This is a genomic window from Listeria marthii, assembly GCF_014227425.1.
Lineage (GTDB): Bacteria > Bacillota > Bacilli > Lactobacillales > Listeriaceae > Listeria > Listeria marthii.
This window is the reverse complement of record NZ_JAASWB010000007.1, coordinates 26,995-50,350: the sequence shown is the minus strand read 5'-3', so window position 1 is coordinate 50,350 and position 23,356 is coordinate 26,995. Positions and strand designations below refer to the sequence as shown.

Annotated in this window: 27 protein-coding genes; 16 read left to right on the top strand and 11 right to left on the bottom strand. The window is 37.7% G+C overall.

Translation table 11 applies throughout. The annotated features are described in order from the left end of the window. Positions 1-187: 187 nt before the first annotated feature. The 4 genes from HCJ55_RS12430 (at position 188) to HCJ55_RS12415 (ending at position 2,799) form a co-directional block, all read left to right on the top strand. Positions 188-520, top strand: a complete 333-nt coding sequence (locus HCJ55_RS12430; protein ID WP_008947027.1) for a PadR family transcriptional regulator — start codon at positions 188-190, stop codon at positions 518-520. Then, entirely contained in the window at positions 513-1,103 is a 591-nt protein-coding gene (locus HCJ55_RS12425) for an HAAS signaling domain-containing protein (RefSeq protein WP_185506731.1), read from the top strand. Before HCJ55_RS12430 ends, HCJ55_RS12425 begins: the two co-directional genes overlap by 8 nt. Beyond that, the gene (locus HCJ55_RS12420) at positions 1,096-2,193 is read left to right on the top strand and encodes a DUF4097 family beta strand repeat-containing protein (RefSeq protein WP_185506732.1); all 1,098 of its coding nucleotides are present in this window, start codon (positions 1,096-1,098) and stop codon (positions 2,191-2,193) included. The genes HCJ55_RS12425 and HCJ55_RS12420 overlap by 8 nt, the downstream gene beginning before the upstream one ends. Before the next feature lie 105 nt (positions 2,194-2,298). Continuing rightward, positions 2,299-2,799 carry a GNAT family N-acetyltransferase gene (locus HCJ55_RS12415; RefSeq protein ID WP_185503211.1) on the top strand — a complete coding sequence of 167 codons (501 nt, stop codon included), beginning with the start codon at positions 2,299-2,301 and terminating at the stop codon, positions 2,797-2,799. A gap of 47 nt (positions 2,800-2,846) precedes the next feature. Here the strand turns inward: HCJ55_RS12415 and HCJ55_RS12410 are convergent, their stop codons facing one another. The 3 genes from HCJ55_RS12410 to HCJ55_RS12400 all read right to left on the bottom strand — a co-directional run bounded on the left by HCJ55_RS12410 (position 2,847) and on the right by HCJ55_RS12400 (position 5,118). Next, positions 2,847-3,233 carry a hypothetical protein gene (locus HCJ55_RS12410; protein ID WP_008947031.1) on the bottom strand — a complete coding sequence of 129 codons (387 nt, stop codon included), beginning with the start codon at positions 3,231-3,233 and terminating at the stop codon, positions 2,847-2,849. Between the two features lie 52 nt (positions 3,234-3,285). Further along, the gene (locus HCJ55_RS12405) at positions 3,286-3,630 is read right to left on the bottom strand and encodes a magnetosome magnetite crystal formation protein family (protein ID WP_185503152.1); all 345 of its coding nucleotides are present in this window, start codon (positions 3,628-3,630) and stop codon (positions 3,286-3,288) included. A gap of 147 nt (positions 3,631-3,777) precedes the next feature. Further along, positions 3,778-5,118, bottom strand: a complete 1,341-nt coding sequence (locus HCJ55_RS12400) for an MATE family efflux transporter (protein WP_185518421.1) — start codon at positions 5,116-5,118, stop codon at positions 3,778-3,780. A 167-nt stretch (positions 5,119-5,285) separates the two neighbouring features. Between HCJ55_RS12400 and HCJ55_RS12395 the strand changes: the two genes are divergently transcribed. The 4 genes from HCJ55_RS12395 (at position 5,286) to HCJ55_RS12380 (ending at position 9,708) form a co-directional block, all read left to right on the top strand. Next, positions 5,286-5,747, top strand: coding sequence for a MarR family winged helix-turn-helix transcriptional regulator (locus tag HCJ55_RS12395; protein WP_185503154.1), 462 nt, complete (start codon positions 5,286-5,288; stop codon positions 5,745-5,747). A 7-nt stretch (positions 5,748-5,754) separates the two neighbouring features. Then, entirely contained in the window at positions 5,755-7,479 is a 1,725-nt protein-coding gene (locus HCJ55_RS12390) for an ABC transporter ATP-binding protein (protein ID WP_008947034.1), read from the top strand. Further along, positions 7,476-9,293 carry an ABC transporter ATP-binding protein gene (locus HCJ55_RS12385; protein ID WP_185518419.1) on the top strand — a complete coding sequence of 606 codons (1,818 nt, stop codon included), beginning with the start codon at positions 7,476-7,478 and terminating at the stop codon, positions 9,291-9,293. The genes HCJ55_RS12390 and HCJ55_RS12385 overlap by 4 nt, the downstream gene beginning before the upstream one ends. A 115-nt stretch (positions 9,294-9,408) precedes the next feature. Then, positions 9,409-9,708 carry a rhodanese-like domain-containing protein gene (locus HCJ55_RS12380; protein WP_008947036.1) on the top strand — a complete coding sequence of 100 codons (300 nt, stop codon included), beginning with the start codon at positions 9,409-9,411 and terminating at the stop codon, positions 9,706-9,708. 34 nt (positions 9,709-9,742) lie between these two features. Here HCJ55_RS12380 and HCJ55_RS12375 read toward each other — a convergent pair whose 3' ends face one another. The 3 genes from HCJ55_RS12375 to HCJ55_RS12365 all read right to left on the bottom strand — a co-directional run bounded on the left by HCJ55_RS12375 (position 9,743) and on the right by HCJ55_RS12365 (position 14,126). After that, positions 9,743-11,473 (bottom strand): LapB repeat-containing protein, encoded by a 1,731-nt coding sequence (locus HCJ55_RS12375; protein WP_185518417.1) that lies wholly within the window; start codon positions 11,471-11,473, stop codon positions 9,743-9,745. Between the two features lie 133 nt (positions 11,474-11,606). Then, positions 11,607-13,340, bottom strand: coding sequence for a LapB repeat-containing protein (locus HCJ55_RS12370; RefSeq protein WP_185518415.1), 1,734 nt, complete (start codon positions 13,338-13,340; stop codon positions 11,607-11,609). A gap of 159 nt (positions 13,341-13,499) precedes the next feature. Further along, a complete protein-coding gene (locus HCJ55_RS12365) occupies positions 13,500-14,126 on the bottom strand; it encodes an FMN-dependent NADH-azoreductase (protein WP_008947039.1) in 627 nt (208 codons plus the stop codon). A 169-nt stretch (positions 14,127-14,295) separates the two neighbouring features. Here HCJ55_RS12365 and HCJ55_RS12360 point away from each other — a divergent pair, with 169 nt between their 5' ends. Together HCJ55_RS12360 and HCJ55_RS12355 are read left to right on the top strand one after the other, a co-directional pair. After that, positions 14,296-14,751, top strand: coding sequence for a MarR family winged helix-turn-helix transcriptional regulator (locus tag HCJ55_RS12360; RefSeq protein ID WP_185506737.1), 456 nt, complete (start codon positions 14,296-14,298; stop codon positions 14,749-14,751). Then, the gene (locus HCJ55_RS12355; RefSeq protein ID WP_185506738.1) at positions 14,748-15,689 is read left to right on the top strand and encodes an NADP-dependent oxidoreductase; all 942 of its coding nucleotides are present in this window, start codon (positions 14,748-14,750) and stop codon (positions 15,687-15,689) included. The genes HCJ55_RS12360 and HCJ55_RS12355 overlap by 4 nt, the downstream gene beginning before the upstream one ends. Positions 15,690-15,786: 97 nt before the next feature. On the opposite strand, the gene HCJ55_RS12350 is transcribed toward HCJ55_RS12355, so the two are convergent. Then, positions 15,787-16,029, bottom strand: coding sequence for a hypothetical protein (locus HCJ55_RS12350; protein WP_185480821.1), 243 nt, complete (start codon positions 16,027-16,029; stop codon positions 15,787-15,789). Between the two features lie 106 nt (positions 16,030-16,135). Between HCJ55_RS12350 and HCJ55_RS12345 the strand changes: the two genes are divergently transcribed. Continuing rightward, a complete protein-coding gene (locus HCJ55_RS12345; RefSeq protein WP_185518413.1) occupies positions 16,136-17,887 on the top strand; it encodes a glycerophosphodiester phosphodiesterase in 1,752 nt (583 codons plus the stop codon). Positions 17,888-17,927: 40 nt separating this feature from the next. Here HCJ55_RS12345 and HCJ55_RS12340 read toward each other — a convergent pair whose 3' ends face one another. Continuing rightward, positions 17,928-18,422, bottom strand: a complete 495-nt coding sequence (locus HCJ55_RS12340; protein ID WP_185503160.1) for a DUF5067 domain-containing protein — start codon at positions 18,420-18,422, stop codon at positions 17,928-17,930. A 79-nt stretch (positions 18,423-18,501) separates the two neighbouring features. Continuing rightward, entirely contained in the window at positions 18,502-19,644 is a 1,143-nt protein-coding gene (locus HCJ55_RS12335) for a serine/threonine-protein kinase (protein ID WP_185504406.1), read from the bottom strand. Between the two features lie 106 nt (positions 19,645-19,750). Here HCJ55_RS12335 and HCJ55_RS12330 point away from each other — a divergent pair, with 106 nt between their 5' ends. The 5 genes from HCJ55_RS12330 (at position 19,751) to HCJ55_RS12310 (ending at position 22,130) form a co-directional block, all read left to right on the top strand. Further along, complete coding sequence (locus HCJ55_RS12330) at positions 19,751-20,206, top strand: hypothetical protein (RefSeq protein WP_008947047.1); 456 nt, start codon at positions 19,751-19,753, stop codon at positions 20,204-20,206. A gap of 55 nt (positions 20,207-20,261) precedes the next feature. Beyond that, the gene (locus HCJ55_RS12325; protein WP_008947048.1) at positions 20,262-20,654 is read left to right on the top strand and encodes a DUF1398 domain-containing protein; all 393 of its coding nucleotides are present in this window, start codon (positions 20,262-20,264) and stop codon (positions 20,652-20,654) included. Between the two features lie 96 nt (positions 20,655-20,750). Next, positions 20,751-21,491, top strand: a complete 741-nt coding sequence (locus HCJ55_RS12320; protein WP_185503163.1) for a sulfite exporter TauE/SafE family protein — start codon at positions 20,751-20,753, stop codon at positions 21,489-21,491. A gap of 84 nt (positions 21,492-21,575) precedes the next feature. Continuing rightward, positions 21,576-21,854, top strand: coding sequence for a hypothetical protein (locus HCJ55_RS12315; protein WP_008947050.1), 279 nt, complete (start codon positions 21,576-21,578; stop codon positions 21,852-21,854). Between the two features lie 15 nt (positions 21,855-21,869). Beyond that, positions 21,870-22,130 carry a DUF3116 family protein gene (locus HCJ55_RS12310; RefSeq protein WP_185504405.1) on the top strand — a complete coding sequence of 87 codons (261 nt, stop codon included), beginning with the start codon at positions 21,870-21,872 and terminating at the stop codon, positions 22,128-22,130. Between the two features lie 30 nt (positions 22,131-22,160). Here the strand turns inward: HCJ55_RS12310 and HCJ55_RS12305 are convergent, their stop codons facing one another. Together HCJ55_RS12305 and HCJ55_RS12300 are read right to left on the bottom strand one after the other, a co-directional pair. Further along, positions 22,161-22,604 (bottom strand): GNAT family N-acetyltransferase, encoded by a 444-nt coding sequence (locus HCJ55_RS12305; protein ID WP_008947052.1) that lies wholly within the window; start codon positions 22,602-22,604, stop codon positions 22,161-22,163. Between the two features lie 30 nt (positions 22,605-22,634). After that, positions 22,635-23,336: an SGNH/GDSL hydrolase family protein gene (locus HCJ55_RS12300; RefSeq protein ID WP_185518411.1), complete on the bottom strand. Its 702-nt coding sequence runs from the start codon at positions 23,334-23,336 to the stop codon at positions 22,635-22,637. Positions 23,337-23,356: the final 20 nt, after the last annotated feature.

Genomic DNA, 23,356 nt, shown 5'->3' with positions numbered 1-23,356 from the left:
ATCTCCTTTTAATGTAAACTTAATACTAAAATAGGTTAACATTTATCGGTAAAAAAAACAATACTAGTTTTTTTAATCAGTACCTTGCATTGAACACTAGTGTATGATAAACTATAGCGGTAGTGAACAATATATAGTAGTGATTACTTAATACTAGTGTGCAATTCAACAGAATGGAGGAGTTAGCATGGAGGTTAACCCACAATTCAAAAAAGGTGTGTTAGAACTTTGCTGTTTATTTTTAATTCAAAAGAAAGATTGTTATGGCTATGAGTTGGCAAATCAAGTTTCTAAATATATTGAGGTAGCAGAAGGCGCTATTTATCCAGTACTTAGAAGATTAGTGAAAGAAGAATATTGTTCCACTTATTTAGTAGAATCGAATGAAGGTCCATCAAGAAAATATTATCAACTAACTGTCAAAGGGGAAATTTACTTGAACGAACTTATTTCTGAATGGAATAGTTTTACAGACAGTGTTGCAAAGCTTTTAACAGAGGGGGAAGCCGTAAATGAATAAACAAGATTTTTTAAATGAATTAAACCAACGCCTAGAATTGCTTGATCCCAAAGAACGGAGAGAGCTGTTATCTGATTATCAAGAGCATTTCAGAAATGGGATTGATGCGGGGAAAAGCGAAGAACAAATCGTCTTTGACCTAGGAACGCCGGAAGAAATTGCGACAGATATTTTAAGTGAACGTAATATCCGTGAAGAACAAGTGGAAGCGGAATATTATTATGTACCACGCAAAAATCAAAATGCAAATCGATCTGTAAGTAAGCAAATTTTAATTGGAGTAGGTTTGTTTTTCCTAGACATCTGCCTTATCATTCCAATTATGGTTTCGCTATGGTCATTAGTGATTTCACTTTGGGCGACTGTTGCTTCATTTTTCCTTTCACCATTATTATTTGGTGTAATGCTTTTATTTGGCGCTGATTTCGAATTTTATCAAATGTTTGTATCTATTGGACTTGTGGGCTTGGGACTGATGCTTCTGTTTGTTGTAAATGCACTGACGAAGTTTACAACTAAAGCTACAATGGCGATTATCGAGTGGCACAAATATGCAGTCAAAGGAGGCGGAAGCAATGCGTAAACATCAATTAAGTAAGAAACTATTTTTCGCCGGTTTGGTGCTATTTATTATCGGTGCTATCGGCGTGGCTATCACAATGAACACAGGCGATATGATTGAAAAAGGAGAACCACTTACAAAACAGTGGGACTTGGCAAATGAAAATATTAACACGATTGCTTTTTCTTCCGAGCGAGATGTATCAATTGAATGGAAAGAAAGCACAACTGGAAAAAATTATATCGAATTAAAAGGGAATTATTCCGCAAATGATAAAAAAGCAATCCAAAAATTAGAACCAGTTTCCGAAGATGGAACTTCATTTAATATTACGGTTCCAGAAGAAGATGATTGGTATAACAACTTTGGTAAAATCTATGCTTACGGAAAACAAAAAGTAACTGTCTACTTAACGAAAGATACAAAAGTGGCTGATTTAGAAGTGAAATCTCATTCAGGAGATATTAGTGTAGCCGATTTTAACGTAAAGAAATTTGTTAGTTCGACTAATTCTGGTGAGTTGAAAGTGACTAATCTCCAAGCGGATACTGCTCAAATGGCGACTTCTTCTGGTGATTTAGAATTAGCTACTATTAAAGCAAATACAGCGATTGAAACAGGTTCAGGGAAGACAAAAATCACGAGTTTAACTGGTGATTTAGAAGTGAATGGCGGTTCTGGTGATGTTACTGCTAGCGGAGTTAAAGCGAAAAAACTTAAAATTGCAATCGATTCTGGTGATATTGAATTGACTGATAGTGTTACAGATTTGGCCGTGTTAACAACAAGTTCTGGCGATATTGATGCGAATACAAATGGCGAATTGCAAACAGAATCAGATTCTGGCTCAATTGAACTTGAGGGTGTAACGAATAACGTAACTGCTAAAACAAGCTCAGGTGATGTGGATGCAGCATTTATCAAGCAAGTGAGAAACATCAAAATCAATACAGATTCTGGTGAAGTAGAACTAGAGATACCAGGCGATTTTAAAGCTATTTACGAAACAAGTAGTAATTCTGGTAGTGTAAAAGCACCAACAAGTGATTCTAATACAGCGAACCGTGTCACAGTGAAAACAAGTTCAGGTGATATTAAAATCAAAAAATAAAAAATCCGTGCGCTAATTATTTAATTAGCGCATTCTTTTTGTTAAAAAGGGGTAAAGTCAGATAAACTGTTTTATCAATTTGCGCAATGGGGAGGAGAATGGATGATGGATTTTCAAATTAGAAAAGCAACTAATAGCGATGCCGAGGCCATTCAGCATGTAGCGATTACTTCGTGGCATCATACGTATCAAGATTTAATTCCAAATGATGTACAAGACGACTTTTTGGAAAGATTTTATAATGTTGAAACGCTTCATAACCGTATTTCAGCGACACCGTTTGCTGTTTTGGAACAAGCTGGCAAAGTGATTGGATTTGCGAATTTTATTGAACTTGAAAAGGGGAAAAGTGAGCTCGCAGCTTTTTATTTATTGCCGGAAGTAACACAACGCGGACTTGGTACGGAGCTTTTGGAAGTGGGTATGACGTTATTTCACGTGCCATTACCAATGTTTGTTAACGTCGAAAAAGGAAACGAAACAGCGATCCATTTTTATGTGGCAAAAGGGTTTGTTCAAGTGGAGGAATTTACCGAGGATTTTTACGGCTATCCACTGGAAACGATTCGTTTTAATTTGAGTCACCATGCGTATGAAGAAGAATAAAAAAATGTCTATTCTAGTTGAAAAAATCAATTAGGATAGACATTTTTTTATTTCGTAGCGGCTTTCCCACTGGTCGTTTTTCCGCCGCGTAAAAAGAAGAAAATCACGGCTAGTAACGCCATAATAACTCCTGCAAGAACGGATACACCAACCGAAATGAGCATGCCGGAAACTTGGATAATGCTTAGGATGATGACTGCTGCGACAACCCCGTAAGCAAAGCCCCATATGGCAAATGTGAAGTAGCTAGCTTTTTTGCTAAAGCCGTAAAATATTTCACCTAGCGTAGAGGCTACTAAAATTACGGGAGCGGCAAAAAGTATTGCTGAAAAGACAAGTTGTGGTGTGACATTTTCATAGAGGATGGTTTCGACTAACAGTGCAGAAAAAATACCTAAAACAAAAATCGATAAATAAGCGATAATAAAACGCATGAAAAAAACCTCCTAAAGTACACTATATTATAGCATAAATTAGGAAGTTAGCTTAACATCTAGCCCAATTATCGTCATTCCTCTTTACGATACGCGTAATACCCCGAATCAAGTTGAAAATGAGTATCGATACATTAAGAAAAACGATAAAAAATACAGTGGCTAAAGCAAGAAAGTGAATGGTATCTGCACTATTGGTACTAAAAGGAACATTATTATAAAGTGAAATTATAACAATAAGACCAGCGACAAATGTTGTCTGCGTGAGGAGTGCCCATTTGACATGATGTCGAATTTCTTTATCTTTGTTTGTACACCAGATAATCGCCGGAGTAATAACAGGGGCAAAGAAAAGACTGAAATAACTAAGCGCACTAATAATCTTTTTATCAAACATTTCTCATCTATCCTCTCATTTGTTTATAAGTCTAGTATAGCGGGGAAAGAGAAATGAAACCATCGAATTAGGTGACGATATGTAAATGAAAATGACAGTTTTGTCATGTAAAAACGCCCCTTCGAAAAAAATCAAAGAGACGTTTCTTTATATGACTGATTTTAAAGACCAAACTTTACTGCGCCATCTGCGGTACATTAGAACGGCTCGAATGCCTTCATCAATAATGTAAGCAAGCCAAACACCTACGAGCCCAAGCCCGGCAGAAATACCAAGTACATAGGAGAACGGCAAACTAACAATCCACATGACGATAAGCCCACATATAAATGGAAAACGGACGTCACCTGTAGAGTTAAGGCTACTAATGATAATAATATTTGTGGCACGTCCAAGCTCAAGGAAAATCGAAAGTAAGAACAATTCTTTCGTCATCGCAATGATTTCGGTATTCGTTGTAAATAGTCGCATAATCGGTTCAGCAAACAGATAAATCGAAACACTAACTACAATTGCGACGACTAAACCAATTTTCCAACTGCGTATACCTTGTTTGTAAGCTTTATCAATTTCTTTGGCACCAACCGCGCGACCGATAATAATTTGCGAGGCCTGACCGAGCGCGATAGCAAAGAGTGCGACAAACTGGCTGACAGTAGAGGCATACACTTTTGTCGTCAGCGCTTCTGTACCTAAAATCGCAATAATCGCCGTAACAACAAGTTGCGAGCCAGCATAGGATAAATTTTCCCCAGCAGACGGAAGTCCCAGTCGTAAAATCGAATAAAGTAGTTTTTTGGAAACTTGCTCCAATTTTTTGAAATGGAAGGTGTAGCCGATGTATTTTCTTAGCATCCAAATGGCTAGACCCATTCCGACGAAGTTAGCGACAGCAGTGGAAATTCCGACACCTGCCACGCCGTAATCTAAGTATGCAAGCGGGCCGTAAAGAAATAAGTAATTACCGACAACATTGATAATGCTAATTGTCACGGGAACGATAATTGACTGTCTAACATAACCATGCGCCCGGAGAATCGGCAAAATCGAAGCATGAATCGCGATAACAACCGAGCTCCCACCGATAATTTCTAAAAACGGCGCGCCAACTTGGACTAAATGAGGATCAATTCCCATCCAAGTCAGGAAATTTTTTGACATAAAAATGAAAATAATACTCATCACAATGCCAATTAAGAAAGCCACCACTAAACCATTTGTAATCACATTCTCGATTTCTTTATGTTTTTTCGCACCAATCATTTGCGCAACGATAATTTGCACACCAACACTGATGAAGCCGTAAATAATAATAGAAATAACAAGAATCTGATTAGCAACCCCAGTCGCAGCAACCGCATCATCCGAATAATGCCCCAACATAAAGACATCGATATAACTAATCATCAGTCGTAAAAATTGCTCTAAAAAGATCGGCCAAGCAAGTGTAAAAAGACTTAGACTGGCGACCTTATGTACTGAATTCACTTATTTCCCTCCCTTCATTTTTAAATACAATTAAAGTCATTATAAGGCAATTAAAGTTAAAAGTATAGATTAATTTCAAAAAGACGCCAAGATATTGCTTGACAAAAAATAGATATTTTATATAATTAGTTAGGTAAACTAATCAAATGATAGAAAGAAGTGGAGAAATGTCTTCGGAAAATCAAGACTTGGGGCACTCAGTAATTAAGGCTTTCATGAATTTTAAGCATGCTGAATTAAAAAGTTTCCAAATTCCAGGTTACAGTAAATCTGAAACAAGATTTATTTTTATTTTATCTCGTGGGCTTAAAAGCAAAGGGCCGAAAATTCGTGTTTCCGATCTTGGTCACATGCTTAGAATTTCAAAACCAAGCGTAACGCAAATGATGCAATCTTTAGAAGGAAAAGGACTCATTAAACGTGTTCAAAACCCAGAAGATAAGCGCTCGATGTACGTAGAATTAACCGATGTCGGCGCGGCAGTATCAGAAAAAATGCTCGATGAGTTTCAAGCTAGTTTTGAAGATATGCAAGAATTTTTAGGCGAAGACGACATGAAAAAATTGATCACACTCCTAGAGAAACTTACAGATTACTTAAACACAAAATCCGAAAATAAGGAGGCATAAACCGCAAATGATGAAATTAATGAAAAGATTAAAACCTTATTGGCTGAGTATTACGGCCGTATTAGTCCTTACTTTCGGGCAAGTTATCGGACAGCTGTATTTGCCGACCTTGATGTCTAACATTATTGACAAAGGCGTTGTAAATGGCGACACAGATTATATTTGGAGCACTGGAATGCAGATGCTACTCATATCGTTCGCCTCGGTTATCTTGTCGGTTATCGTAGTTTATCTCGCGTCGAAAATTTCGATGGGATTCGGGAAAGACTTACGCGACAAAATTTTTACAAAAGTAGAGGACTTTTCCTTACAAGAATTTGATAAAGTGGGGACTTCCTCGCTGATTACGAGAACGACAAATGACGTTGTTCAAATCCAAAACGTTCTTTATATGATGATGCGTCTAATGGTAATGGCGCCAATCATGTTACTCGGCGGTATTATTATGGCTGTCGGACGTGACGCGAAACTATCGCTTATTTTTGTCGTTGTTTTACCACTACTGCTTCTATTAGTAGTTGTTCTTGGTGGGAAAGCAATGCCAATGTTTAAATCGCTACAAAAGAAAATGGATAAATTAAACCGCGTTATTCGTGAAGGGTTAACAGGGATTCGCGTTGTTCGATCCTTTAACCGTAACGAAGATGAACTTGAAAAATTTGAAGAAGCGAATGCGGATTATGCGACAACTGCAATTAAAGTCAACCGCTTGCTTTCTCTAATGAGTCCGTTAATGATGCTACTTATGAACTTAACTTCCATTGCGATTGTCTGGATTGGTTCCATTTTTATTGGTAATGGTGATATGCAAGTAGGGGACTTGATGGCGTTTATTCAATACGCGATGCAAATTATGATGTCCTTCATGATGCTTTCTGCTGTATTTATCATGATTCCACGTGCTGGAGCTTCCGCGGAACGTATCAACGAAGTGCTAGACATGGAAGCAGAAATTCTTAACCCTGAAAATCCAAAAACAAGTACACCACCAGCAAAACTTTCTTTTGAAAATGTGACTTTCCGTTATGAAGGCGCTGAAAAACCAGTGATTGAAGATATTACATTTCAGGCTAACGCTGGTGAAACAGTCGCGATTATCGGAAGTACCGGTGCTGGTAAGTCTACTTTAATTAATATGATTCCACGCTTTTACGATGTCGAAAGTGGCGTTGTAAAAATTAATGGGATAGATGTTCGTGAAATGGATCAATCCAGCTTGCGACAAAAAATCGGACTTGTACCGCAAAAAGCCGTTTTATTCACTGGAACGATTGCTTCTAATATGCGCTACGGGAAAGAAGATGCGACCGATGAAGAAATCTGGGAAGCACTTCGAATTGCCCAAGCCGAAAACTTTGTATCCAAACTTTCAAATGGGCTGGGAAGTCGCGTAGAACAAGGCGGAAATAACTTCTCTGGTGGACAAAAACAACGACTATCGATTGCGCGTTCATTAATTAGAAAACCAGAAATTTATATCTTTGATGATAGCTTCTCCGCGCTCGATTTCAAAACGGATGCGAAATTACGTGAGGCTTTGAAATCAGAAACGACAGAAGCCGTGACACTCATTGTGGCACAGCGGATTACATCAGTTGTCAATTCCGACCAAATCATCGTTCTTAATGAAGGTAAAATTGCCGGCATTGGAACACATGAAGAATTAAAAGAATCTAACCAGATTTATCAAGAAATTATGAGGTCACAGCTGTCAGAGGAGGAAATCGCATGAGTGGTCCAGGTCCCGGTGGTGGAATGAGAATGCAAACAACCGCCAAACCAAAAAACTTTAAACAAACACTATTTCGACTTCTTGGCTATATGAAACCTCGTTCTGTCGCAATCATTATCGTATTTATCTTTGCGATTTTATCCACGATTTTCAATATTTTCAGCCCGAAAGAACTCGGGAAAGCAACAACCGAAATTTTTAAAGGCGTTATGAGCCAAGATGGTATTAACAACGATAAGATTTTCAATATATTAATGATTGTTTTAGTCTTATATCTTGGTAGTTCCTTATTTAGCTTCATTCAGCAATACGTGATGTCGAGTGTTGCGCAACGCACCGTTTATGATATGCGGAAAGATTTAAAGGCGAAAATGGCCCGACTTCCGCTGAAATATTATGATACGCGCTCAAATGGTGATATTCTAAGTCGTTCTGTTAATGACATGGATAATATCGCGAACACGCTGCAACAATCACTAACGCAAGCGATTACCGCGATTGTTCAAATGATCGGTGTATTAATCATGATGCTAACAATCAGCTGGCAAATGACGCTAATCGTGCTTGTTACTGTTCCAATTAGTATTATTCTAGTGGCAATTATTGCCGGAAGATCACAACGCTATTTCGGCGCACAACAACGTAATCTTGGTATTTTAAATGATACTGTAGAAGAAACTTACGGCGGCCAAACAATCATTAAAGCCTTTGGTCAAGAAAAGAAAACCTTAGTAAAATTTGATGAAGTAAATGAAGATTATTTTAAAGCAGCTAAAAAAGCGCAATTTATTTCCGGGATTATGATGCCGGTAATGCAATTCGTTGGTAACTTAGGTTATGTAGGTGTCTGTGTGGCCGGTGGTATTTTTGTTACTAACGGAACACTTCAAGTTGGGGATATTCAATCATTTACGCAATATGTCCAATTATTTACGCAACCAATTTCCAGCGTAGCAAACATCGCGAACATCATTCAATCCACCATTGCTTCGGCAGAACGTGTATTTGAAATGATGGATGAAGAAGAAGAAAAAGACGAAATTCCAGCAAATATTAACCAAGTTGCTGGCGAAGAACACAGCATTGTATTCGACCACGTGAAATTCGGTTACACTCCGGATAAACCACTGATGACTGATTTGAATATTCATGTCGAAGAAGGTCAAATGGTGGCGATTGTTGGTCCAACTGGTGCTGGTAAAACAACCATTATCAACTTGCTGATGCGTTTTTACGACGTAGATGGCGGTGAGATTCGCATGAAAGGTATCGATACACGCGATATGACCAAAGATGCTGTCCGTGAAAAATTCGGAATGGTACTGCAAGATACGTGGTTATTCAACGGAACGATTGCAGACAATATCGCATACGGTCGTGAAGGGGCAACGAAAGATGAAGTTATCGGAGCGGCAAAAGCAGCATACGCAGATGATTTCATTCGCCGACTTCCAAATGGCTACGATACCGTCTTGAATGAAGAAGGTTCTAACATTTCGCAAGGTCAAAAACAACTTCTAACAATTGCCCGCGCGATTTTATCAGATCCATCTATCCTAATTTTAGATGAAGCGACTTCTAGCGTAGATACTCGGACAGAATTAAATATTCAACTTGCGATGGGGAATCTGATGGAAGGGCGTACAAGCTTCGTTATTGCCCACAGACTTTCCACCATTCGCGATGCAGACTTAATTCTCGTTATGAATCACGGTAGCGTTATCGAACAAGGAACACACCAAGAATTACTTGACGCGAAAGGCTTCTACGCTGATCTTTACAACAGTCAGTTTACCGGAGCTCAAGCAGTTTAAATTTATAAAGACAATGTGGCTAGTCGCTGCATTGTCTTTTTTTGAGCAGAAAATTTGTTTGATGGTGGATTAGGCGGTATGGTAAGTAAAGAAGAAATTGAAGAGGTGAAAATAGATGTATCAATCGATTACGGCAAATGATTTAGAGCAAGAATTAAAAAACTCGCAGCTTAATATACTAGATGTCAGAGATGCGGATGCTTTTGTTGAGGGGCACATTCCGGATGCAATCAATATTCCAATCAATGAACTACCAGAAAAGCTAGCAACTCTTGATAAAGAGCAAGCTTATACGATTATTTGTTACGCGGGAGGTCGTTCTGAGCGCGCGAGTCAATTTTTAGCGGCAGAAGGCTTTGATGTAACGAATGTAATGGGCGGTATGGGTGCCTTTCACGGGACAGTTACTCAATAAGAAAAGAAGCTACTTAATCGTAGCTTCTTTTTATTTAACTATGTTTTCTTTTACGGAAAAAGCTCATCGCTATTCCAGCTAGCGCAATACCCATTAAAACGGTAGCTAGTTGGTTGGAGTCACCTGTTTTTGGTAAAGTCTTGTTCAATGGATCAGCTATGTTTTTTTCAGGCGTGTTTGCATTCGCAGACTCGCTTTTATCAGCTGGATCATTTGGTTTATCAGGATCTGGCGTTGGTTCTACCGGAACATCTTCCTCGGCCACTTCTACGGAAATAGTAACTGGATCAGCCTCAATGCCACTTTCGCTTACTGCATGTAAAGTGACCGTGTATGTGCCAACTTTGTTTAAATCAACGACACTTTCGAAATCGCTTGTTACGTTACTGTCATCACTTGTTTCAGCGATAATATCTAATAAAAATTGTTCCTCCGTTACAGCTGATTCTTTCAGGTAGGTGATACTTTGCATTGCTGTAATGATTGGAATTTCAAGGATAGTTACTGTCACTTGTTGCGGCGTCGCTTTTAAACCAGCTGAGTTTTCTGCATTTAATGTAACAGTGTAAACGCCAGGTGTATTTAAATCAACGACACTAGCAAAATCACTCGTAACAGGTGCATCGTCATCTGTTTCGGCATGAATATCTTGTAAAAACTTTTCTTCTGAAATGGTCGATTGCTCTACATAACTCATAGTCTCGTCACTAGCAATATTCAGCGTATGTTCCACCGCAAAATATTGAGTGTATGTCCCGCCAGTTAAGGTGTATCTAGTAAAATTAGGCGGCGTTGCATAAGCTCCAGCTGGGTTATTATAACGTGCATTATATTTCATTTGTTCAATTGAATCAAAGTATTCTTTTGTGATTCCGCTAACCGTTATCCCTGTATCATCAATCGTTAGACGCGTGCTAGCAATCTGTTCGTTATTCAGTGAAAAGAAAGTAGAAGAGCCACTATTAGAAGTTGTAAAAGGAATCGCAACGCCATCAAAATTAACGCTACGTTCTTTCATTAAGGCAAAAGGAACAAAAATAGTTTGGTTCGTTTCGTCGTAGCTCAACACTGAACTTTTAATCGTGCTGTTAATTAAAGAAGTCCGGCCGACGTTTTGTCCATGCGCAGACAAGCTCGTTAATTTGGGGAAATTCTCGATGCCACGGAAATCGTGAACACCACAAAACTGAATATCCAAACTTGTTAGGTTAGGTAATGATTGGAGCGGCATTATATCTGTAAGAGCATAATCATATCCTAAAGTTAAGTCTGTTAACTGAGGAAGTCTATTTATTTTATCCAATGAGTTATCATTAATGTTGGTATTGCTTAAATCCATGGTATTTAAATTTATTAGGCCATTCAAATCAGGTAACGTATCATCCGTTAGGCTAGTCCCAGAGATAATTAACCTATTTAAACTAGTTATATTCGCTATCACAGAAAAATCAGTCACACCTGTATTCAATAAAGACAAAGATGTTAAATTGTGAGCAAATTCAAGTCCAGTTATATCTGTTAAAGTACTTCCATTAATATCAACTAGTTTAATCTTGTCCATTTGCGCCTCAGTAATATCACTTGTTGCAGCTTGTCCTAATAAGCCATTTAGATAGCTTTTTAAAACAGGATCAGGAATATTAACCACATCCTGCGGTACATTTGTTTCCGTATTTTCTTCAGCAAAAGTATGTGTGAAATTAGGTATAGTCAAGGGTGCTAATAAAAGAATGCATAAACCAATCTTTATCCCAGTTTTTTTCATGTATGTAATCCTCCTAAAAAATTGGTGCTTAGTGTTTAATTATACAAAATTTTAGAATTTAAAACAATTCCTTTTTTAGTCGAATTCTAAATAAAAAACCGCAAAAGAGGAAAATCTCTTTTACGGTTCTAGTTTAGCTATGTTTTCTTTTACGGAAAAAGCTAATTGCGACGCCTGCGAGGATAATTCCGATTAATACAGTAGTTGCTGAGCTCTCGTCACCAGTGTATGGTAAAGTGGCATTTGCTTGCTCTGCTGAGTTTTCCGAAATAACAGATTGGCCATTTTCATTTGGAACATTGGGGTTGTCTGGGTCAGGTGTTGGGTTTGGTCCTGGCGGTGTGGGTGGTTCATCGCCTGCTACAACGGTTACGGTGACAGTTACTGGATCTGCTTCTACCCCATCTGCACTAACCGCGCGCAACGTGACAGTATAGGTTCCAACTTTAGTTAAATCAACCATACTATCGAAATCACTTGTCACTTCGCTACCATCACTTGTTGTAGCAGAAATATCTTGTAAAAATTGTTCCGCAGTTTTCGTTGTTCCTTTTGAATAAGTAATCGTTTTATCCGCTGTAATGATGGGTTTCTCAAGGATGGTTACAGTCACTTGTTTTGGTGTTGCTTTTAAACCAGCAGCATTTTCGGCATTTAGTGTGACAGTATAGACGCCGGGCGTGTTCAAATCGACGACGCTATCAAAATCACTCGTAACCGGGGTACCGTCGTCTGTCTCAGCCTGAATATCTTGTAAAAATTGTGCTTCTGTAACAGTCGTTTTTTCGGTGTAGCTTATGGCAGAATCATTGGTAATGGTAAGTGTGTGATCGACGTTGAAAGATTGTCGATACGTTCCGCCAGATACGGAATAGCTAGAAAAATTAGGCGGTGTTGCGTAACTGCCAGCGGGATTATTATAAAGAGCATTATAGTACATGGTTTCAATGGAATCGAAGTACGCTTTTGTTACGCCGCTAACCGTTATCCCTGTATTATCAATACTCAAACGAGTGCCATTAATTTGTTCATCATTTAGCGCAAAGATAGTAGATGAACCGCTATTTGAAGTGGTAAAAGGAAATGCAACGCCATCAAAGTTAACACCGCGTCCAATCATTAAATCAAATGGAACAAAAAGTGTTTGATTGGCTTCATCGTAGTTTAATGCGGAACTTTTAATCGTACTTTCGATAGGAACGCTACGTCCGACATTTTGACCGTATGCTGATAGATTGGTTAATTTTGGAAAGGTATCAATCCCGCGAAAGTCATTCACTCCGCAAAATTGGATAAATAAAGTAGTTAAATTTGGTATGGATTTGAGGGGCATCACATTCGTAATCGCAAAATTACTATCTAGGTTTAAGAAAGTTAAGCTAGGAAGTTTATTTATTTTAGTTAAGGAGTTGTTATCTAATTTACCTGGGCTTAAATTGAGGTTGGTTACGTTTACTAAGCCATTTAAATCAGGTAGGGAACTATCGGTTAAATTGTTTCCAGAAATACTAAGATTAGTCAAACTCGTGATGTTGGCAACGATAGAGTAATCAGTCACACCTGTGTTAGATAAGCGCAAAACAGACAAGTTATGAGCATAATCAAGACCTGTTAAATCTGTTAAGCTAGCATTGCTAATATCAACATTTGTGATTGTATCCATTTGAGCTTCGGTGATATCACTTGTACTAGCTTGACCTAAAAGCCCATTTAGATAGCTTTTTAAAACAGGATCAGGAATATTTACGATATCTTGTGCTGCTTTTGCGTCAATCGTTTCATCTGCAAATGTATGTGTAGAAATTGGTATAGTAAGTGGAGCCATCAAAAGAATACATAAACCAATTTTTAGTCCAATTTTTCTCATGAAATTAACCCTCCTAAAAAATAACCATTAGTCTATTTTTATACAAAATGCTATATCTTAACCAATTCCTCTTTTAGTTCTTTTCTAAACAAAAGGTACCCCGAAAACAGCACAAAAAAACCGTGAAAGTAGAGAGCTACTTTCACGGTTTTTGATTAATTAAAAGATTTTAGCTAACTCAACAGCTTCTTTTGCACCAGCAGAGATAATATCTTTTGCTTGGTCAGGTTTTGCATTGTGACCTTCTACAATAACCATTTCTGGTTCAGAGATGCCGAAGTGAGCTAATACATTTTTTACATAGCTAAGGGACATTTCAAAGCTTTGCATTGGGCCATCAGAGTAAATCCCGCCGCGAGCGTTAAGCAGAGCGATTTTTTTATCAGCAACTAAGCCAACTGGACCGTTTGCAGTATATTTGAACGTTTTGCCAGCTTGATTTAAATAGAATAAGTACGTTAAAAATTGGGCTGGAATACTGAAGTTCCAAAGTGGGAACGCCATCACGATTTTGTCAGCTGCTAAAAATTGGTCTAAGTAGCTGTTCGCAATATCAGCTAAGCGTTTTTCGTCTGGACTTAATGCTTCACCAGCTGCTTCTTTATGTAATCCACTCATCATTGTTACATCATAATAAGGTAGATCTGCTTCGAATAAATCTAATTCTGTTACATTATCGTCCGGGTGGGACTTTTTGTATTCAGTTAGGAAAATTTCGTATAGTGCCACGCTGACTGAGCGTTCGGCAGGTAAACCATTTGCTTTGATGAAAAGTACGTTTGTCATTACATCTTGCCTCCATTTTAAATTAAATTATCTATTAAGTGTAGCGTATTTTGGATAGCAACAGCAAGTAAATTGCTTACAAAAAATTAGCCACTAATATTTGAGCAGATGTTTTGTGCTTTTAGAAAGGAAGCGTATAATAGTTGATATATCATTTGACGTGTCAACTATGGAGGTGGAAACGCTGAAACCATGTACAGAACGATCAGAATTACTTTACCGGATGCACTTGTTATCCAAGGAAATTAGCCATGTGTTTGAACAACAAACGAATATGAGCTTTACGAAAGTGGAGATTTTATTTCATATTCAACAAACACCCGGCCAAAGCCAAAATCGGCTAAGAGAAAAGCTTTACATTGATTCGGCGAGTATTACCCGTCATTTGAAGCGAATGGAAGAGCAAGGGCTCATCGTTCGGAAAAAGCAAGATGACAACAAACGCTATACGTATTTATTTTTAACACCAGCTGGCGAGGCAGAACTAGCCACTTTGCTTTTGGAAAAAGAAAAATTCCAGAACGAAGCTTTAGAAGCCTTTTCAGAGGAAGAAGTGAGTGCATTACTAAAATCAGTCACAAAAATGATGAATAATGTAGAGAAAATGGAGGAGAAGTTAAAATGAAAGCAGTTGTAATTGAAAATTATGGTGGCAAAGAAGAGTTAAAAGAAAAAGAAGTAGCAATGCCAAAAGCGGGAAAAAATCAAGTGATTGTAAAAGAAGCAGCAACTTCGATTAACCCGATTGATTGGAAACTTCGTGAAGGCTATTTAAAACAAATGATGGACTGGGAATTCCCAATTATTTTAGGATGGGACGTAGCGGGTGTTATTTCCGAAGTTGGTGAAGGCGTAACCGATTGGAAAGTTGGCGATGAAGTATTTGCTCGCCCTGAAACAACGCGTTTTGGTACGTATGCTGAGTATACAGCAGTAGATGATCACTTACTTGCACCACTTCCAGAAGGTATTAGTTTTGACGAAGCGGCATCGATTCCACTGGCTGGCTTAACTGCATGGCAAGCATTGTTCGATCACGCAAAACTACAAAAAGGTGAAAAAGTCTTGATTCATGCGGGTGCTGGCGGCGTTGGAACACTGGCGATTCAACTTGCAAAACATGCTGGAGCAGAAGTAATCACAACAGCTAGTGCGAAAAATCATGAACTACTAAAATCGCTTGGAGCAGACCAAGTCATTGATTATAAAGAAGTTAATTTTAAAGATGTCCTTTCTGATATCGATGTCGTGTTTGACACAATGGGCGGCCAAATCGAAACAGACAGCTACGATGTATTAAAAGAAGGAACAGGACGTTTAGTTAGTATCGTCGGTATTTCCAATGAAGAACGTGCGAAAGAAAAAAATGTAACAGCAACTGGAATTTGGCTTCAACCAAACGGCGAACAGTTGAAAGAACTAGGCAAATTGCTTGCTGATAAAACGGTTAAACCAATTGTTGGCGCAACTTTCCCATTCTCTGAAAAAGGTGTTTTCGACGCACATGCATTGAGTGAAACGCACCATGCGGTAGGAAAAATAGTCATTTCATTTAATAAATAAGATTTTCGAGAAGCTAGATGCTATCATCTAGCTTTTTTTGTTGTTTGCTGGAATATGGTAGATGGGCTATAATAGCAAAAAAGGTGGGACGGGGATTTCAGTCTTCTATAAGAAAGGCAAGGTCACTCGCTACTTCTAAATCACTAAGTTGTTTCGCGATAATATCCGCGCCAGTATTTAGAAAGATAGCCATTTGACTGAGCGTGCGGAGACTAATGTCAGAAGTGCGAATATCTTTGTCGATAAGTTTCTGCAAAGTGCCTTTTTTTAAGCGAGTATTTGATTCAATATCGGTGGCAGTAATGTGATTATTTGCTAACAATTGTTCAATCGGATGCATCATTTCACCTCGTTTCAATAGTTAACTTTATGAATTAATTATAACTAAATTTGCTTCTTGGATAAACTATAAAGCCTTGAAAATTGAACAAAAAAGGGAGAAGCAGATGAACGATTTAAAAGCCAGTTTTAAAGTTTTATATCAGTTTAAGACAGATTATCTTAAAGTAACATTATTATTAACGATTTTGCAGGCATTTGTGATTGGGCCATTTATTTATTATTTCTTTTTCTTTATTCTCCGGGTTATCGGAGTGCCAGGTATAACAGACGCCAATCTAGGAGAGGTTTTTTCGAGTCCTGTTGCCGTTGTTATGCTGCTGGTTTTAGCTTTACTTATTTTACTATTTGTATATTATGAACTGGGCTTCTTTATAATGATGGCGATTTATCAATTGCGGGGAGAAAGCTATACCGTTTTCAAAATTATTCAAAGGCTCAATGTAAAAGCGAAATACTTTCTTAGCTATCAAGCAATTTACTTTCTACTATATTTCTTTTTACTTTTACCGATTGCTGGATTATCTTTACCAATTACAATAACAGAAAATCTCTATTTACCGCATTTTATTACAGATGAACTAATGAAAACGACAATGGGAACGTGGCTTTATGTTATTGCAATCGCGCTTATTTTCTACATTAGCGCGCGCCTTGTATTTGCTTTGCCGTATTTCATTGAAGATAAATCGCTTAAAATAAGTGGAGCTATCCGAAAAAGTTGGAAATACCCGCAAAAACAATTATTTTCCATGCTGCTAAAATGGGTTTTAATTATTATAGCGATTGGCTTTTTAGTATCTATTATCGCGACAATCATTATGTTGCCGCTACTCTTGGTAGAAAAAATAACTCCAAGAATTGCGGTGCTACTAGCTGGCGTTACTTTAACGATACTTCAAGTGATAGGTTTCTTTGTGGCAGGGATTTTCCAAGGAATTATTGCGCAATTATTAGTGAAAAACGCCTTTGATTTAGATGGGCAGTCGGCTTCTGTATCACGTAGTCAGTTTCCACATAAAAAACGCTTTATTATTGCTGGGATAATCGTTTTCCTTATTTTTAGTAGTTTTAATATTTATGCTGTGAACGCGACTTTATATGAGCCAAACACGAAAATAATTGCTCACCGCGGTGATACGATGAATGCAGTTGAAAATACGGTGGAAGCCATTGAATCAGCTGCAAAAGCAGGAGCCGATTACAGCGAAATTGATATTCAAGAAACCAAAGACCATCAGTTTGTAGTTTTCCATGATATGACGCTGAGAAGACTTGCTGCAAGTTCTAAGCGAGTAGCCGATATGACTTTAAAAGAGTTACAGCAAACCAAAGTGACAAGTGGCGACTATTCATCTCACATAGCTTCTTTCGATGAAATTATCCAGACAGCGAAAAAGAATAAGATAGATTTACTCGTGGAAGTGAAGCTGCACGGCGGGGAATCGAGCGATATGGTAGAACGACTTGTTGCATTGTTAAAGAAAGAAAAAGTAACCGATAAATATCTAGTCCAATCATTGAACCAGCCTGTTATGGAGAAAATAGAACAAGCCGACCCAACGCTGAAAACGGGCATCATTTTAGCACTCAATATTGGAAACCTACCAAAAACATCAGCTGATTTTATTGTTTTAGAAGATTTTTCCATCAATAAACGATTACTAACACAAGCCAAACAAAACAACAAAATGGTGTTCGTTTGGACAGTAAACAAAGAAAAATTAATGCAAATGTATTTGCGGAAAAATGTAGATGGAATCATTACCAATTATCCTAAAAAGGCGATAGAACTGAGAGAGTCGTTTAACGAAAATGATTCTTTGCGAAGTCGTATTGAAAATAGGTTAGGATTTTAAATAAAAAAAGCCGCAAACAGTGGTTGTTTGCGGGCAATTCTTATTTTAACTCAAATGATTTTTTAACAGAGTTTTTGCTGAAGCTGATTAATTCTTTTGCTTCTACATCGACTTTGTTTTGGGTATCTTGTAGTTTGTAAAGTTCGGTTACTTCTAAAGTCCCACCAGGTTGTACGTCTTTTTCAGAGCCACCCATACTAGCATCAGCTGATACAGTTGTTTCTAGCTGGGTACTATTTTGGAATGCTTGTTGATCAATAGCTACCATGAAAGAAATATTTTCTTTACTGTTATTCGTGAATTTAGTTTTAATTGCGATAGCATCGTTCCCTTCAAAATCCTTAACTACTTCTGAACTAAGAATTTCTACTTTGTAATCCCCAAGTTCATTGGAATCTGCTTTCTTTTTCGTCTCGGCTTTAGCTGTTTCTGTTTTTTCTGTGCTTGCTTTATCCTCTGTCCCACCACATGCAGTTAGTGCTAGGGCAAAAGTAATAATCCCCATTAATAATAAAACGCTTTTCAATTTTTTCATTTTCTTCTCTCCTTCATCTTTTATCTGTCTCTATTAGACCATGCGGAGATAATAAAAGTCCTATGCAGTGGGCATAGGACTAGGAAAAGATTTCATTATAAACACCATAAATACTTATACAAACAATAATATAAACGATTATACCCGCTTTTCTTGTTCTAGGAGAGGGTGATTTAAGTAATGGTAATTTGGCCCAAATACCACAAAGATTAGTAAAAATGATAAAAGCAGGAACGATTAGGAAAAAGTTATTAAAAAAGTTTACTGTGGGAGACATTTTAACGCCTTCAGTTGGTGGGGTGAATAAACCAAAGGCCATAAAAATATAACCAAGTACAGCGACGACCATTTTCCACGGTTGACCAGTTCTGAAACCAGGAATGTGTTTGTACCATGGGATGAAGTCGTGCTCGTAATCATCTGTCACGCTTTCCCAGTCGGAATCAGTGCTGAAATCATCAGAAGGGGTGAAATTAGATAGTTCGGAAACGTAGCTTGGTCCAAGCGAGTCGTTTTTTACTGCTGTTCGGAAATCTTGAATAGATTGATAGCGTTGCTCAGGATCAAATGCAGAAGCTTGCATCGCTATTTTTTCCAAGGAAGTTGCTTGCTCTTTATCAGGTAAAGTATTTTTTCCGAGTAGTAGTTCCAGCATAAGAACGCCGATGCTGTAAATATCTGATCGCGCATCTGTCTGCGAGTAGCCATATTGTTCTGGGGCCGCATAACCGATTGTACCGAGATTGACAGTATCTTGGTTTTTGCCGACTTCAAAAACGCGTGATGCATCAAAATCGATTAATTTTAAAACGCCATCGCTAGAAATCATGATATTGGATGGCTTAATATCGCGGTGGATAATCGCATTCGCGTGCAATTCGGTGAGTGCGTCAGACAACATCAACATCAGCCGCGTCACTTCATCTGCATCAAACGTAGTGGTTGTTTTCATTAAGTCTGCTAAATTTTTACCGTTTATGTATTCTTCATAAACAATTAATTGATTGCCGCTTGGAATCATTACTTCGATTTTTGGTAAGTACTTGCTTGATAGATTTTTAAGCTGTTCAATAACAGGAGCAAAACTGATTGGAATTATTTTACGTACAAATAGCTCCCCAGTGGATGTATTTCTCGTTAGCACAGCAGGGTTTTCTTTATTATTTAGATTATCTAATTCTTTATATTGTTCTTCTATAAAAGCGAGTGTCATTTCTCCCATTTATCTAAAATCCCTTCTACACTTTATAGTAAAATTATAGCATGAAGCATAGTAGTCGGGTATATCTTTCGTGCTATAATGAAAAAAACAGTCGGGGGTGTGCCTTATGGATGGGGAAAAAGAGACAAGTAAATTACTTCACGAATTAAAAAAAGCGACCAATTTACGCCAAGTATTAGATGAAAATGAGGCGGAATTTAAATCAAGTGAAATGGTTACATATTTAAAAGAATTACTAGCAGAGAAAAAATTAACAAAAGCAACCGTCATTCGTGCGGCTAGACTCCATGAAACATATGGATATCAAATTTTTAGTGGGGTTAGAAGGCCATCACGCGACCGGACAATTGCTCTTTCTTTTGGATTTCAACTATCAGGGTTAGAGGCAAGTAGATTGCTAAAATATACAGAATATCCGCCACTCTATGCAAAAAATCGGCGGGATGCGATTATTATTTTCGCCTTAGACCATGGCTACACACTAGACCAAACCAATGATTCTTTATACGATTTAGAAGAAGCATTAATTGAAACATACAAAGAGGAAAAACCGCTTATTTAGATTTAACTAGAAATCGTGTATAATTTAGGGAGACCTAAATGATTGGAGACTAGTTATGATAAATGAACAATCGATTTTACAAGCAGCAACAAGCGAAAAAAACGCCGGAGACTTTCCTAAAGTAGTTCAAGGTTTCAAAGATCTAGGTGTAACTAAATATCAATTTTTAGTCCAAAAGGGCGTCTATGTCTTTTGGGATGAAACGGATACTCGAGTAGAATCTAAATTAAATGGTGTTTCTATGCCAGTTGTAGAAGAAATTTCCAGCGAGAAAATGAAAGATGCCATCAAACAAGCACAAGCAGGGAAAATAGATTTTGAAACATTTATTAAACTAGCTGGGTTGGCAGGTGTCAGACTGTGGGAAGCTGATTTAACTGCAATGAAAGTAACCTATATAGATAATGCTGGAAATGATTTAGTAATTGAACCAATTCCAAGCGTTTAAACTGTAAAAGACAATAATTTATTGTCTTTTTTTAGTATTTTTAAATATAGAAATTATGTTATGCTGAGAAGGTTGAAAGAAGAGAGGTAAAGGACAATGGATATTATCACATACTTTCTGATTGCACTAGGCACAAGTGTTGTAGGGAGTTTTTTAGGGATTGGTGGGGGAGTTATTCTTTTGCCAATTCTACTCTTAATGGGTGTTTCTCAGGGGACTGCGGCATTCAGTTCGGCGCTTACCGTATTCACGATGGCGATTTTCACGTGTAGTATTTATTATAAACGGAAGCAAGGGAATGTAGGACTGGCGCTGAAAATCGCGGTAACTAGTATTCCGACGACTTTTCTTGGCGCAATGGTGAACCAAATGTTACCAGAAGCCGTTTATCGTTTCTTATACGGAGCGCTAATAGTTGTTTTACTAGGGGTAATGATTTGGAAAAAGAAACGACACAATGAAAAGCCACATTTTTTAAGTGAATATCGTATAATTCCTTATGTATTCGGGGTGATTATTGGGTTTTTAGCTGGTTTATTTGGGATTGGCGGAGGACCTATTGTCATACCGATTTTATTACTCATTTTCATGTTGAATCAAAAGACAGCATCAGCGACATCCAGTTATGTGACCCTGCTGACATCACTCGCAAGCATCGGCTCATATGCTCTCATTGGTGGAAGTGATTTTTCGATTGGAATTTACATGATACCAGGGGCGATAATTGGTGCCTTGATTGGGACGCGATTAAATAAACTCCTAGATGAAAAATGGATTGCGATTTTATTCAACATTTTACTTGTAGCCCTATTTGCTTTAAATTTAATAAAAATTTAGTTCGAAACAAGCTGCTCAGGTAGCTTGTTTTTTGTTGTCCTAAGCGATTTTATGTTAAGCTTAACAAGAGTAGGAGGGGTTAAGATGAAACGGAAACCGCAAGATTTTGCTGCATTTTTACTAACAATCCTAACTGTAACTTGGATAATTTTAACTTGGGGATTACATATTTCTGACATTGTACCAGGAGGAGAAAAAGGTGTATGGTATAAAATAATTCCGCTATTTTTAGGTGTTATTTCCACCATAAGTGTCTTTTTTGTGAAGGAAAAACTGGTCAAATGGATGTTGCTTGGATTTAACATATTATTATTAATTTTAATTTATTTCGTGTATCATATTGGGGAAATAGGGATGTTTTAAGCGGGAGTTGATTGGATGGACGAACCAACTAAAGCGGTAATCTATCAAATTTTATCTAAAACAGAGGAACCGAGTGCGACGATGGATCACTTGGTTTTTGAAATGATGGAATTTCCAGGAGCTGCAGCTTTTACTAAAAATGAGTTGTTGTTCGGCGTATACTGGCTCGAATCACAACATTATATTTTCAGAAGTACAAAAGGGCAAGCTACGAGATATTACCGAACGCCGAAAGGGTATGAAAAACTGCTTGAATTTGAGCGGTTCAAAAAATGACTTTATTTCCTAGGAAATAAAGTCATTTTTTTATAAATATTTTGCCATTGTAATATCCGTGTTTTGAAAACCTACTTTATTATACAAACCAATCGCTGTTTGATTGTGTGCAAAAACATGAAGTTCAATTTTCGTAATTCCCATTTCTTTCGCGAGTGTATCTAATGCAGCTAATGTTTTTGTGCCAAAGCCTTTACCACGGAATGCTTCGAAAATCACAAAATCATAGATAAAAGCCGTTTTTCCGGAAAGTGTTTCATCTACATGGAACCATAAATAGCCAATTTTCTCCTCATCGACAATATTGCAAAGGTACTCGTTTGGTGTAGTGATGCCATCGTATAGTAATTTATTGAAGCTTTCAGTGGATTTTGCTAAGGATTCTGCTTCATCCCATGTGCCAGCTTCAACTTTTTCCTTTGCATAATCGGTAATTGCCGTGGATAAAAAATCTTCCAAATCAGAAGTAGTCATTTTTTGTAATTGTAAAATAAAAATCCCTCCTTATACTTTGTGGAAATTTGCGTACTGAATAAATTTGTGCGACATGGCTATATGACCAGCTTCATTCGGGTGAATTCCATCTGCGCATAGCAACTTTTCATAATGGAATTCGGCAAGAAAACTATCGCGAATATCGATAATATGGCTACCAGTTTCTGTGGCAATTCGCGAAATAGTATTGCTATAACGTTCCTGCCAGCGATAAATCATTTGCACGTCGCCGCCTAAAAATTGCAAAATGTTTTCTTTGCTCAGCCCATCTCGCGTAATAAAGTCAAAATAACGTTTCGCGTGAAGGGGAGGCAAGGTCATTAAAACAGGTTTAATATCCATTTTTTTAAGACGTGCAATCATTTCGAGCAGTTGCGTTTCAAAAACAGCAATTGGTGTGCTAGGAATATGCTCAGCTGTCGGGTTTTCAGATACTTCCGCCCAGTTGAAATCACAATCATTTCCACCAAATTCGATGATGGCTATATCATTTGTTGCATCTTTTGCTAAGTCTTTTTTTAGAATTTCGTGGCCTTTAGTTATCGTACGACCCATTGTGGAATGATTTTGAAAAGTCAGGCCAAGTTTTTCTGATGCTCGTTTAATGCAGTTGTTTTTAAGCAATGTATAGCGATTTTTTTCAGGATTGAAAAGAACGCCTTTCATAATACTATCGCCCCAAACACCAACTGACTGAATGGTTTTCTTCATAATCATCACTCCTTTTATTA